Below are 12,142 nucleotides of genomic sequence, written 5' to 3' on the forward strand. Positions count from 1 at the left end.
CTTATCTCCTATTGATGATAGGGTGTGGAAAGACGATGCACCGCCTCAACAAAGACGCCCGCATGCTGCGGGTCGACATCCTGATGGATGCCGTGACCAAGGTTAAAGACATGGCCTTCGCCCTGGCCGAAGCCGGCGAGAATAGTCGCCACTTCCTCTTCAATACGCGGGGCGGGAGCATACAGCATCGACGGGTCCATATTGCCCTGGAGCGCCACTTTGTGACCTACACGACGGCGAGCATCAGCGATATCGGTGGTCCAGTCGAGCCCCAGCGCGTCACAGCCGGTCTCCGCCATCGCTTCCAGCCACTGGCCACCGCCTTTGGTGAACAGGGTCACCGGCACGCGGCGGCCTTCATTCTCCCGCAGCAGGCCATCGACAATTTTATGCATGTAGTAGAGCGAGAACTGCTGATAGTCGCGACCGGTCAGCACCCCGCCCCAGGTGTCGAAAATCATCACCGACTGCGCGCCGGCTTTGATCTGCGCGTTGAGGTACAAGGTGACGCTTTTCGCCAGCTTCTCCAGCAGCGCATGCAGCGCCTGCGGTTCGGCGTACATCATCTTTTTGATCACGGTGAACGCTTTGCTGCTGCCGCCTTCCACCATGTAGGTCGCCAGCGTCCAGGGGCTACCGGAGAAGCCGATCAGCGGCACTTCGCCTTTCAGTTCGCGGCGAATGGTACGCACGGCGTTCATGACATAGCCCAGTTCCTGCTCCGGATCCGGGATTGGCAGCTTGTCGACGTCGGCTTTGCTTTTTATCGGCGAGGTGAAGCGCGGACCTTCGCCAGCTTCAAAGTACAGCCCCAGACCCATGGCGTCCGGGATCGTCAGGATGTCCGAAAAGAGGATCGCCGCATCCAGCGGGTAACGGCGCAGCGGCTGGAGCGTCACTTCGCAGGCCAGCTCGGCATTTTTACACAGCGACATAAAGTCGCCCGCTTGCGCACGGGTGGCTTTGTACTCCGGTAAATAGCGGCCCGCCTGGCGCATCATCCACACCGGGGTGACATCAACCGGCTGACGCAGCAGCGCGCGCAGGTAACGATCGTTTTTCAGTTCGGTCATTTTTACATTCCTTTAGCGTTGATGCGCCCAGTGTAACATGTCACTCGAACTCTGCCCGACACATCGCCACCGTATCTTCGATAAGCCGACGCGCCACCGTGCCCGGCGGTGGCAGGAGCGGTAGATTGTCATAGCGGTACCAGTCCGCGGTCAGCAGCTCTTTTTTGTCGACCACGATATCGCCATCCGCGTAATCCGCCATAAAGGCGGTCATCAGCGACTGCGGAAACGGCCACGGCTGAGAGGTCACATAGCGCAGGTTTTTCACCTTGATGCCGCTCTCCTCCATCACCTCGCGGGCCACTGCCTGCTCAAGGGTTTCACCCACTTCGACAAACCCGGCCAGCACGGTGTGCACGCCGTTACGATGGCGGGTATGTTGCGCCAACAGGATCGAATCATCGCGACGGATAGCGACGATAATGCAGGGGGCAATTTGCGGGTAATAGCGTTCACGGCAGTGGCTGCACAGCATCGCCCATTCGCTTTTGCTGGCATGCATCGGATGGCCACAGTAGCCGCAAAATTTATGCGATCGATAAAATTCGGCGAGCTGGATCCCTCGCCCCGCCAGCTGGAAGAGACCCGGATCCTGATCCAGAACCTGGCGTAACGATCCCATGTCATGGCGGCGATCCTGGCGCACCATCCAGACGGACTCGCCCTGCCACTCGCCAATATGCAGCGCATGCTGTCCGACAAGATCGAAATTAACCGCTTCGCCATGTGGTAATTCTCCACCAGGCAACCATAATTTTTGTTCGTGACTGACAACCCACCAGCCGCGATCTAATTTTTCAATAATACGATCCATATCTATTGCACTACCTTTGCTTCACTGGCATGTTGTTAACATTATATTTACATTTTGGTGAGCAGATTTAAATCAAAACTAGCGGAGTCAATCATGCTAAACCAGCTGGAAAATCTGACGGAGCGCGTTGGCGGTAGTAATGAACTGGTCGATCGCTGGCTACAAGTGCGTAAGCATCTGCTCGTGGCTTACTACAATCTGGTTGGCCTGAAACCGGGCAAAGAGTCATTTATGCGGCTAAACGAAAAGGCGCTGGATGACTTTTGCCAAAGTCTGGTGGATTACCTCTCATCCGGTCATTTTAGTATTTATGAACGCATTATTGGCGAAATGGAAGGCGATACCCCACTTTTAGCCGCCACCCGGCTTTATCCACAGCTGGAAGCCAATACCCAGCAGATGATGGACTACTACGATACCTGCCTCGAAAACGCTATCGATCACGATAACTACCTTGAATTTCAGCAGGCGCTGTCGGATATCGGCGAGTCGCTGGAAGCACGTTTCGCGCTGGAGGATAAACTGATCGCCCTCGCCGTCGCGCATAATCTGAGCAACGACGTGCGCGATAATATTGCGCCGACCGCTTGAGTTGTGCGCAATTAACGAGTAGTTTACCTCCATTCCCCCTCTCCGGAGGGGACGTCATCTTGTCGGAGTGCCTATTTTCCATGCGCTGGCTAAAGTGGAAAAGGCTGAGACCGTTAATTCGGGATCCGCGGAACCTGATCAGGCTAATACCTGCGAAGGGAACAAGAGTAAACTGCTGGTCGCACCTGTCCGTTCTGGATCGGTCGCATCTGTTACTCCATCCGTCGTCTGACAAGCCATCTCCTTTTTTAACTGGAATGCGCTATGTCTACTACCAAACTCACCCGTCGGGAACAACGCGAGCACGCGCAGCGATTCATTGATACGCTGGCAGGTACCGCTTTTCCCAATTCACGCCGCATCTACGTTCACGGCTCACAAGCGGATATCCGCGTCCCGATGCGTGAAATTGAGCTCAGCCCGACCCTCGTCGGCGGCGATAAAGATAACCCCCGGTACGAAGCCAATGAACCGATCCCGGTATATGACACCTCCGGCCCTTATGGCGACCCGGATATTGGCATTGATGTCCGCCAGGGGCTGGCAAAGCTGCGCCAGCCGTGGATCGACGCGCGTAACGACTGCGCTCCGCTCAGCGAACGCAGCTCGGCCTATACCAAAGCGCGGCTGGCCGATGATGGTCTCGATGAGCTGCGCTTCAGCGGCCTGCTGACGCCCAAACGCGCCGTCGCCGGGAAATGCGTTACCCAACTGCACTACGCCCGCCAGGGGATCGTCACCCCGGAGATGGAGTTCATCGCCATTCGCGAAAACATGGGTCGCGAACGTATCCGCAGCGAGGTTCTGCGCCAGCAGCATGCCGGGGAAGGCTTCGGTGCCCGCCTGCCGGAAAACATTACCCCCGAGTTCGTCCGCGATGAAGTTGCCGCCGGACGCGCCATCATCCCCGCCAACATCAACCACCCGGAATCTGAGCCGATGATTATCGGCCGCAATTTCCTGGTGAAAGTGAATGCCAATATCGGCAACTCGGCGGTGACCTCTTCCATCGAAGAGGAGGTGGAAAAACTGGTCTGGTCAACCCGCTGGGGCGCCGACACGGTGATGGACCTCTCCACCGGCCGCTATATCCACGAAACCCGCGAGTGGATCCTGCGCAACAGCCCGGTGCCGATTGGTACCGTCCCGATTTACCAGGCGCTGGAGAAGGTCAACGGCATTGCCGAGAACCTGACCTGGGAAGCCTTCCGCGATACCCTGCTGGAACAGGCCGAACAGGGCGTCGACTACTTCACGATTCACGCCGGCGTACTGCTGCGCTACGTGCCGATGACCGCGAAGCGCCTGACAGGTATCGTGTCGCGCGGTGGTTCCATCATGGCCAAGTGGTGCCTGTCGCACCATCAGGAAAACTTCCTCTACCAGCACTTCCGCGAAATCTGTGAAATCTGCGCCGCCTATGACGTGTCGCTGTCCCTCGGCGATGGTCTGCGCCCCGGCTCGATCCAGGACGCCAACGACGAGGCGCAGTTCGCCGAGCTGCATACGCTGGGCGAACTGACGAAAATCGCCTGGGAGTATGACGTGCAGGTGATGATTGAAGGCCCCGGCCACGTGCCGATGCAGATGATCCGCCGCAATATGACCGAAGAGCTGGAGCATTGCCACGAAGCGCCATTCTACACCTTAGGCCCGCTCACCACCGACATCGCGCCGGGCTACGACCATTTCACTTCCGGTATCGGCGCGGCAATGATTGGCTGGTTTGGCTGCGCGATGCTGTGCTACGTCACGCCAAAAGAGCATCTCGGCCTGCCCAACAAAGAGGATGTGAAACAGGGGCTGATTACCTACAAAATCGCCGCCCACGCCGCCGACCTCGCGAAAGGCCACCCCGGGGCGCAGATCCGCGACAACGCGATGTCCAAAGCGCGTTTCGAATTCCGCTGGGAAGACCAGTTCAACCTCGCGCTCGACCCCTTCACCGCGCGGGCCTATCACGATGAAACCCTGCCGCAGGAGTCCGGCAAGGTCGCCCATTTCTGCTCCATGTGCGGGCCGAAATTCTGTTCGATGAAAATCACCCAGGAAGTCCGCGACTACGCCGCGAAGCAAAATATCGAAGCTGGCATGGCCGATATGTCGCATCACTTCCGCGCCCGTGGCGGCGAAATCTACCTGAAACAGGAGGAAGCCTGATGTATCAACCTGATTTTCCACCCGTCCCATTTCGTCTTGGACTCTACCCGGTGGTTGACAGCGTGGCGTGGATTGAGCGCCTGCTGGAGGCGGGAGTGCGTACTCTTCAACTGCGCATCAAAGACCAACGTGACAGCGACGTGGAGAATGACGTGATCGCCGCCATCGCCCTTGGCCGCCGCTATCACGCCCGGTTGTTCATTAACGATTACTGGCAGCTGGCGATTAAGCATCAGGCCTACGGGGTACACCTGGGGCAAGAAGATCTGGAAACCACCGATCTGAGCGCTATCCGCAAAGCCGGACTGCGTCTTGGCGTCTCCACTCACGACGATATGGAAATTGATGTCGCGCTGGCGGCGTGCCCCTCTTACATCGCGCTGGGCCACGTCTTCCCGACGCAAACCAAACAGATGCCTTCCGCGCCGCAGGGCCTCGACCAGCTAGCCAGACATATTCAACGCCTGGCGGATTACCCCACCGTCGCGATCGGCGGCATCAGTCTGGAAAAAGCGCCGGGCGTACTGGCGACCGGCGTCGGCAGCATCGCGGTGGTCAGCGCTATTACCCAGGCGGCGGACTGGCGGGCAGCGACAGACCAGCTGCTGGCGCTGGCGGGAGCAGGCGATGAATGATCACGACTTTATGCGCTATAGCCGCCAGCTGCTGCTGGAGGATATTGCCATCGAGGGTCAGCAGAAACTGTTAGCCAGCCGGGTGCTGATTATCGGCCTTGGCGGGCTGGGCTCCCCGGCGGCGCTCTATCTTGCCGGAGCGGGCGTCGGGACGCTGACCCTGGCCGATGACGATGCCGTGCATCTCAGCAACCTGCAGCGGCAGATCCTGTTCACCAGCGAGGATATCGACCGGCCAAAAGCCGCGGCGGCAAAGACCCGGCTCAGTCAGCTAAACCCGCAGATCAAACTGGTTGCGCTCCAGCAACGTCTGAGCGGCGAGGCGCTGCGCGCTGAGGTGGCGAAAGCGGACGTGGTGCTGGACTGCACCGATAACATGGTGACCCGCCAGGCAATCAACGCCGCCTGTGTGGCCCTCGACACCCCGTTAGTGACCGCCAGCGCCGTCGGCTTCGGCGGTCAGTTGATGGTGCTCACTCCCCCCTGGGCGCAGGGCTGCTATCGCTGCCTGTGGCCGGATAGCGACGAACCGCAGCGCAACTGCCGCACCGCGGGGATCGTCGGCCCGGTCGTCGGCATGATGGGCACGCTGCAGGCGCTGGAGGCGATTAAGCTGCTCAGCGGCATGACGACGCCGCGTAATACCCTGCGGCTGTTCGACGCCCGCACCAGCAACTGGCGTAATCTGGCGCTACAGCGCTCCCGAAATTGCCCGGTGTGCGGAGGGCGGCATGCAGATTTGGTTTAACGACGAGCCGCTGGCATGTGCCGACAATCTCAGCGTCAGCGCCCTACTGACCCAGCTCGAACAGCTGCAGCCGGGCGTTGCGCTGGCGCTTAATCAACACATCCTGCCGCGCGACCGGTGGGAAGATTATCTCTTACAGGAAGGCGATCGGATCCTGCTTTTTCAGGTTATCGCTGGAGGTTGACATGTTACGTATTGCAGACAAAACGTTTGAATCCCATCTTTTTACCGGTACCGGCAAATTCGCCGCCCCGGAGGTGATGGTTGAGGCGATTCGCGCCTCGGGAAGCCAGCTGGTGACGCTGGCGATGAAGCGCGTCGATTTACGCCAGAACAATGACGCGATTCTCGCGCCGCTGCTGGCGGCGGGCGTTAACCTGCTGCCGAATACCTCAGGCGCCAAGACGGCGGAAGAGGCGGTGTTTGCCGCCCGCCTGGCGCGGGAAGCCCTGGGCACCCACTGGCTGAAGCTGGAGATCCACCCGGATGCCCGCTGGCTGCTGCCTGACCCGATTGAAACCCTGAAGGCGGCGGAGCTGCTGGTGCGCGAAGGGTTCGTCGTCCTGCCCTACTGTGGCGCCGATCCGGTGCTGTGTAAACGGCTGGAAGAGGCTGGCTGCGCGGCGGTGATGCCGCTGGGTGCGCCGATCGGCTCCAATCAGGGGCTGGAAACCAGGGCTATGCTGGAGATTATTATCGAACAGGCGACGGTACCGGTGGTGGTTGATGCCGGGATCGGCGTGCCGAGCCATGCGGCGCAGGCGCTGGAGATGGGCGCAGATGCGGTGCTGGTCAATACCGCCATTGCCGTCGCCGACGACCCCGTGACCATGGCCCGCGCCTTCCGTATGGCAGTCGATGCCGGATTACTGGCGCGTCAGGCCGGACCGGGGGCACGCAGTACGCAGGCGCAGGCCACCAGCCCGCTGACCGGATTCCTGGAGGCGCTGGCATGAAAACCTTCAGCGATCGCTGGCGGGAGCTGGAGTGGGACGACATCCGCCTGCGCATCAACAGCAAAACCGCCGCCGACGTCGAACGGGCGCTGGCGGCCAAACAGCTCACCCGTGACGACATGATGGCCCTGCTTTCACCGGCGGCGGCCAACTATCTTGAACCGCTGGCCCAGCGTGCGCAGCGGCTCACCCGGCAGCGCTTCGGCAATACCGTCAGCTTTTACGTACCACTGTATCTCTCCAACCTGTGCGCCAATGACTGCACCTACTGCGGCTTCTCAATGAGCAATCGCATTAAGCGCAAGACGCTGGATGCCGCCGAGATTGCCCGCGAGTGCGCCGCGATCCGCGACCTGGGCTTTGAGCATCTGCTGCTGGTGACCGGCGAGCATCAGGGCAAGGTGGGAATGGATTATTTCCGCCAGCACCTGCCGGCTATCCGCAGCCAGTTTGCCTCGCTGCATATGGAGGTGCAGCCGCTGGCGACCGAAGAGTATGCCGAGCTGAAAACGCTGGGGCTCGACGGGGTAATGGTCTATCAGGAGACCTACCATGAAAGCATGTATGCCCAGCACCATCTGAAAGGGAAAAAACAGGATTTCTTCTGGCGGCTGGATACACCGGATCGCCTGGGCGAGGCGGGGATCGATAAGATCGGCCTCGGCGCGTTGATTGGTCTTTCCGACAGCTGGCGGGTGGACTGCTTTATGGTCGCCGAGCACCTGCTGTGGCTGCAACAGCGCTACTGGCGCAGCCGCTACTCGGTCTCCTTCCCGCGCCTGCGTCCCTGCGCCGGCGGTATTGAACCAGCTTCGCTGATGGATGAGCGCCAGCTGGTGCAGACCATTTGCGCCTTCCGCCTGCTGGCGCCGGAGGTTGAGCTGTCGCTTTCAACCCGTGAATCACCCTGGTTCCGCGACCGGGTGATCCCGCTGGCGATCAATAACGTCAGCGCCTTCTCTAAAACGCAGCCCGGCGGCTACGCCGACGATCATCCGGAGCTCGAGCAATTTGCCCCACATGACGATCGCCGCCCTGAAGAGGTCGCCAGCGCGCTAGCCGCCCGTGGCCTGCAGCCGGTATGGAAAGACTGGGACAGCTGGCTGGGACGCGCCTCGCAATCATCATGAAGTATGTTGCAAGCCGCTGATTATTTTGCGTGCCTGCACGAGAGATGAAAAATGGGGAGTCGCCCGATTGCCGCCGTTTTTCTATTCTGCCCGGGTCAGCAACGGACGCTGACCAGGGCGAACGTTTTCTTCCTCATTTTCGCCCTGCCTCTCCGCGCTGCGCGAGGGCCGGTTCATTATCGACGAATATAAATCACGATAGATGAAGGCCTCAGAGTTATAATTGAGCAATAGTTAACTGATTCGATCGGCAGGCTCGCTGACACAAGCTGCGTTCGGACCCTTGGTTTATACATCCGGGACGATTAACGATTCATGGCGCTACACAACAGAAAACTCTCTTTTACGACACCAATCGTCGTGGGGTTTGCCGGCATTTTGCTCAGTTTCATGCTGATTGCTACTTTTGTCACCCTGGCACAGCGGAAAGATTTTCTCGAAGATTATCACGATATTAACCGCAACTTTACCCACAACCTGGCCATCAACTATACGGAAACGCTGCTGCGGGAAAATGATTTTATCCTCGGCCGCGCGGCCACCTTCTTTGCCCGTAATGACGAACTGAACCGCGCGGTGAACGTTGATCCGGAGAAAGGGTTAACCACGCTAATGCAGTTACAGAACATGATGCCAAGCGTCTCATCCATCTCGCTGGCGGATACCGAGGGCCACTATCTGCGCGCCCCGGAAGTACTGAAAAATGAAGACAGCCTGGCTTTCGACCCCAAAACGCGGCCCTGGTTTATCAAACAGGCAGAAGCCAGCACCTTCAGCCACTACACCAGCCCGTATATGGACTTTTTCACCCACCATCCGACGATTACCATTTTCAAACCCATCATTACTCCGGAGGGTAAACTCAAGGGCAGCCTGGCTTTTCATCTAGATCTCACCTCCATGGGGTTCGCGCTACGGCAGATGGTCGCCCCCGTACAGGGGGAATTTTTTGTGGTGCAGCGGGATGGCAAAGTTGTCCTGCACTCCGACCCGGGCGCGCTGTTTAAACCCTTCGTCAGCGACGAACTGATGGATAAAATGACCAGCGGAGAGGGGCAGCTTTACGATATCAGGAGCGATACCTGGTATTACTACTACTCCTTTACCAATCCCGACTGGTTCGTGATTTACCGTGTCGATAACGCCACCCTGATCAATCTGACGCGCCATGAGACAAACTTAGTGATCGGCGGTTTCTCACTCGCGGCGATTATCATCCTCTTGTTCGGCCTTTATCTGCGTCATGCTTCCCGTACCGTGCTGATGAATATCATCAATGCGATTAAAACCGGCGACGTCAAACGCGCTCCGCGCCTTGAGGCAATGCTGAGTAAAGCCATTGAAACCAACAAACAGCGTGAACTGACCTACGTTCGCCAGGCCACCATCGACGCCCTCACTGGCTGCAAAAACCGCCGCGCCTTCGACAGCGATATCGCCGCGCTGATGAACGATCACCAACCTTTCGCCCTTGCCCTGGTCGATATCGATAACTTCAAATCGATCAACGACACCTGGGGACACCTCAACGGCGATATCGTCCTGCGCAACGTCGCCCGCGAGGGGCTGCAGGTCCTCCAGCCGCTGGAGATTTCCCTTTATCGCTACGGCGGTGAAGAGTTCGCGGTGGTCTTTCCTGCGGAACACATCGATAACGCCCGAACGCTACTGGAAACATGGCGGGTCAACGTCGAACGGCGTACCTGGCGCGAAGATGGCCTGACGGTCACCTTTAGCGCCGGACTGGGGGAATGGAATATGGAGCCGCTGGATAAGCTGGTGGTGAGCGTCGATGAGGCACTTTACAAAGCCAAGCAACAAGGTAAAAACCGCATCCTCCGCGCGTGAGACAACAGGACGCGGCCGCCCACTTCGGTGGGCTTTTTTATTTTTATCGGCAAAAATGAAACCGGTTTCAATTTTTGTGTGATGACTTACACACAATCACGGTAAAGCGGTTGTCGCATCGCCAGGGCCGCGATAAAGATAAGACATCACGGAACACAAGGGCCACTGACTATGAAGAATATCGTTTTGTGCTGTGCCGCCGGTATGTCCACCAGCATGCTGGTTCAGCGTATGCAAGATGCCGCGCAGAAAAAAGGTGTTGAGGTTTCTATCAAGGCCGTCCCGGTCGCCGAGTTTAAAGATAACCTGGCCGCCGCCGACATTATTTTGCTCGGCCCGCAGGTGAAATATGAGCAGGCGAAACTGCAGGCGCTGGCCGATCCATTCGGCAAGAAAGTCGCGGTGATCGATATGATGGACTACGGCATGATGAAAGGCGATGCCGTTCTGGATAAAGCCCTGAAGATGCTGGAGTAATCGATGGAAGATTTAGAAACGATCATCATGGAGCTGTTGGTTAATGCCGGTTCCGCACGTAGCGCGGCGCTCACTGCTCTCCAGTTAGCACGGAAAGGTGACTTTGCGGCAGCCGAGCAGGCCATGGCCGAGTCCCATGAGTTCGTCAAACATGCGCATAAAATCCAGACCCAGCTCATCGGCCTGGATGAAGGCACCGGTAAGCTGCCGGTCAACCTGATCACCGTTCACTCTCAGGACCACCTGATGAACGCCATGGTCATTCAGGATCTGGCGACCGATATGATTGAACTCTATCGTCGTCTGCCGCTCGCGCAGTAATCTCGCGGATTTAACGGGCGCCGCTGCCGGCGCCCGTCCCCTCTCAAAGAAAACCATACATCGCGGCGAATACCCAGCCAAACACGCAGGAGACACCGACGCCGATGAGCCCGGGCAGGATGAAGCTATGATTAATGACAAAGCGGCCGATATGGGTGGTCCCTGAGCGGTCGAACTGGATCGCCGCCAGATCGCTTGGGTAGGTCGGCAGAATATAGTAGCCATAGCAGGCCGGCGCGGAAGCCACGATATAGGCCGGGTCGACGCCGATGGCCAGCGCCACCGGAACAATCGCCGCCAGCGCTGCCGCCTGAGAGTTCACAAACTTCGAAACCAGCAGCAGTACGATGGCGTAAGCCCACGGGTACTCCTTCACCATCTCCCCGAGCACACCTTTAATCTCGGTCATATGCGCGCCGAACATAGTCTCCGCCATCCACGCGATGCCGTATACCGCGACGATAGCGATCATTCCCGAACGGAAAACCTCATTTTTAGAAATCGACGCTGGGTTAGTTTTGGTAATGATGATAATAAGCGCCCCGGAGAGCAGCATGAACATCTGGATCACCAGCACCATCGACAGCGGCTTACCGTCGAAGGCCGGACGCAGTTCGGAAAACGCGCCGAGCAGGGCCACCACGGCGATGGAGGCCAGAAAGATCCACATCGCAATCCAGTTGCTGGTCGGCAGCTTTTTATCCAGCAGCGTCGCCGTATCGCCATAGACGTAATGGCGATTTTCCGGTACCGCAATAAACGCCTGGAAGGCTTCGTCTTTATCCAGATCTTTGCCACGGAACCAGCTGAAGATACCAATCGCCAGGATCCCCAGCAGCGTGGACGGAATGGTTATCGCCAGCAGGTCGAGAAATTCCAGGTGTTTACCGTTAAAGGTAAAATTCCCCAGCATCGCCACCAGCGACACCACCGCTACCGAGACCGGGCTGGCGATGATCCCCATCTGGGCGCCTATGGAGCTGGCCGCCATCGGACGCTCCGGACGAATGTTATTCTTAATGGCGACATCGTAGATAATCGGCAGGATCGTGTACACCACGTGTCCGGTACCGCAGAGAATGGTCAGCGTGCAGGTGACGAAAGGCGCGACGATTGAAACATATTTCGGGTTGCGCCGCAGCAGCTTCTCGGCAATCTGTAACATGACATCCAGCCCGCCGGACGCCTGTAGCGTGGCCGAAGCGGCCACGACGGCAATGATCACCAGCATTACATCAACCGGTGGTTTACCCGGCTGAAGATGGAACACAAAAACAAGGATAACCAAACCGATGCCGCCCAACAGGCCCAGCGCAATACCGCCTTTTCGGGCACCATAAAACAGACAAATTAAGATAATAATGAGTTGTATCGCAAATTCCATGCAGC

At 58.1% G+C, this 12,142-nt stretch carries 13 protein-coding genes and 1 riboswitch; of the genes, 10 read left to right on the forward strand and 3 right to left on the reverse strand.

Translation table 11 applies throughout. From position 1 onward, the window contains the following. Positions 1-8: 8 nt before the first annotated feature. Positions 9-1,073, reverse strand: coding sequence for a uroporphyrinogen decarboxylase (gene hemE / locus AC3EMD_RS26105; RefSeq protein ID WP_008807993.1), 1,065 nt, complete (start codon positions 1,071-1,073; stop codon positions 9-11). 40 nt (positions 1,074-1,113) lie between these two features. After that, positions 1,114-1,887 carry an NAD(+) diphosphatase gene (gene nudC / locus AC3EMD_RS26110; protein WP_008807994.1) on the reverse strand — a complete coding sequence of 258 codons (774 nt, stop codon included), beginning with the start codon at positions 1,885-1,887 and terminating at the stop codon, positions 1,114-1,116. Between the two features lie 93 nt (positions 1,888-1,980). On the opposite strand from nudC, the gene AC3EMD_RS26115 reads away from it, so the two are divergent. The 10 genes from AC3EMD_RS26115 (at position 1,981) to AC3EMD_RS26160 (ending at position 10,753) form a co-directional block, all read left to right on the forward strand. Continuing rightward, entirely contained in the window at positions 1,981-2,478 is a 498-nt protein-coding gene (locus tag AC3EMD_RS26115) for an Rsd/AlgQ family anti-sigma factor (protein WP_002884324.1), read from the forward strand. 53 nt (positions 2,479-2,531) lie between these two features. Beyond that, positions 2,532-2,656: riboswitch (TPP riboswitch) on the forward strand. Positions 2,657-2,742: 86 nt separating this feature from the next. Beyond that, complete coding sequence (gene thiC / locus AC3EMD_RS26120) at positions 2,743-4,638, forward strand: phosphomethylpyrimidine synthase ThiC (RefSeq protein WP_016160091.1); 1,896 nt, start codon at positions 2,743-2,745, stop codon at positions 4,636-4,638. Continuing rightward, the gene (thiE, locus tag AC3EMD_RS26125) at positions 4,638-5,273 is read left to right on the forward strand and encodes a thiamine phosphate synthase (protein WP_302073848.1); all 636 of its coding nucleotides are present in this window, start codon (positions 4,638-4,640) and stop codon (positions 5,271-5,273) included. The genes thiC and thiE overlap by 1 nt, the downstream gene beginning before the upstream one ends. Beyond that, positions 5,266-6,021 (forward strand): thiazole biosynthesis adenylyltransferase ThiF, encoded by a 756-nt coding sequence (gene thiF, locus AC3EMD_RS26130; protein ID WP_008807997.1) that lies wholly within the window; start codon positions 5,266-5,268, stop codon positions 6,019-6,021. Before thiE ends, thiF begins: the two co-directional genes overlap by 8 nt. Further along, positions 6,005-6,205, forward strand: a complete 201-nt coding sequence (gene thiS, locus AC3EMD_RS26135) for a sulfur carrier protein ThiS (protein WP_143832363.1) — start codon at positions 6,005-6,007, stop codon at positions 6,203-6,205. The genes thiF and thiS overlap by 17 nt, the downstream gene beginning before the upstream one ends. A gap of 1 nt (position 6,206) precedes the next feature. After that, on the forward strand, positions 6,207-6,977 hold the full coding sequence (gene thiG, locus AC3EMD_RS26140) for a thiazole synthase (protein ID WP_016160090.1): 771 nt from the start codon (positions 6,207-6,209) through the stop codon (positions 6,975-6,977). Further along, positions 6,974-8,107 (forward strand): 2-iminoacetate synthase ThiH, encoded by a 1,134-nt coding sequence (gene thiH / locus AC3EMD_RS26145; RefSeq protein WP_012543211.1) that lies wholly within the window; start codon positions 6,974-6,976, stop codon positions 8,105-8,107. The genes thiG and thiH overlap by 4 nt, the downstream gene beginning before the upstream one ends. Positions 8,108-8,422: 315 nt before the next feature. Then, positions 8,423-9,955 (forward strand): sensor domain-containing diguanylate cyclase, encoded by a 1,533-nt coding sequence (locus AC3EMD_RS26150; protein ID WP_064143096.1) that lies wholly within the window; start codon positions 8,423-8,425, stop codon positions 9,953-9,955. A 171-nt stretch (positions 9,956-10,126) separates the two neighbouring features. Further along, positions 10,127-10,432: a PTS sugar transporter subunit IIB gene (locus AC3EMD_RS26155; protein ID WP_002884150.1), complete on the forward strand. Its 306-nt coding sequence runs from the start codon at positions 10,127-10,129 to the stop codon at positions 10,430-10,432. 3 nt (positions 10,433-10,435) lie between these two features. Further along, a complete protein-coding gene (locus AC3EMD_RS26160) occupies positions 10,436-10,753 on the forward strand; it encodes a PTS lactose/cellobiose transporter subunit IIA (RefSeq protein ID WP_008808002.1) in 318 nt (105 codons plus the stop codon). A gap of 43 nt (positions 10,754-10,796) precedes the next feature. Here AC3EMD_RS26160 and dcuB read toward each other — a convergent pair whose 3' ends face one another. Further along, positions 10,797-12,137: an anaerobic C4-dicarboxylate transporter DcuB gene (gene dcuB, locus AC3EMD_RS26165; RefSeq protein WP_008808003.1), complete on the reverse strand. Its 1,341-nt coding sequence runs from the start codon at positions 12,135-12,137 to the stop codon at positions 10,797-10,799. Positions 12,138-12,142: the final 5 nt, after the last annotated feature.

The organism is Klebsiella sp. PK18, from assembly GCF_057784655.1.

Excerpts from the sequence above, each read along its gene's own strand:
- hemE (WP_008807993.1), bottom strand. The coding sequence starts at position 1,073 with ATGACCGAACTGAAAAACGATCGTTACCTGCGCGCGCTGCTGCGTCAG.
- nudC (WP_008807994.1), bottom strand. The coding sequence starts at position 1,887 with ATGGATCGTATTATTGAAAAATTAGATCGCGGCTGGTGGGTTGTCAGT.
- AC3EMD_RS26115 (WP_002884324.1), top strand. The coding sequence starts at position 1,981 with ATGCTAAACCAGCTGGAAAATCTGACGGAGCGCGTTGGCGGTAGTAAT.
- thiC (WP_016160091.1), top strand. The coding sequence starts at position 2,743 with ATGTCTACTACCAAACTCACCCGTCGGGAACAACGCGAGCACGCGCAG.
- thiE (WP_302073848.1), top strand. The coding sequence starts at position 4,638 with ATGTATCAACCTGATTTTCCACCCGTCCCATTTCGTCTTGGACTCTAC.
- thiF (WP_008807997.1), top strand. The coding sequence starts at position 5,266 with ATGAATGATCACGACTTTATGCGCTATAGCCGCCAGCTGCTGCTGGAG.
- thiS (WP_143832363.1), top strand. The coding sequence starts at position 6,005 with ATGCAGATTTGGTTTAACGACGAGCCGCTGGCATGTGCCGACAATCTC.
- thiG (WP_016160090.1), top strand. The coding sequence starts at position 6,207 with ATGTTACGTATTGCAGACAAAACGTTTGAATCCCATCTTTTTACCGGT.
- thiH (WP_012543211.1), top strand. The coding sequence starts at position 6,974 with ATGAAAACCTTCAGCGATCGCTGGCGGGAGCTGGAGTGGGACGACATC.
- AC3EMD_RS26150 (WP_064143096.1), top strand. The coding sequence starts at position 8,423 with ATGGCGCTACACAACAGAAAACTCTCTTTTACGACACCAATCGTCGTG.
- AC3EMD_RS26155 (WP_002884150.1), top strand. The coding sequence starts at position 10,127 with ATGAAGAATATCGTTTTGTGCTGTGCCGCCGGTATGTCCACCAGCATG.
- AC3EMD_RS26160 (WP_008808002.1), top strand. The coding sequence starts at position 10,436 with ATGGAAGATTTAGAAACGATCATCATGGAGCTGTTGGTTAATGCCGGT.
- dcuB (WP_008808003.1), bottom strand. The coding sequence starts at position 12,137 with ATGGAATTTGCGATACAACTCATTATTATCTTAATTTGTCTGTTTTAT.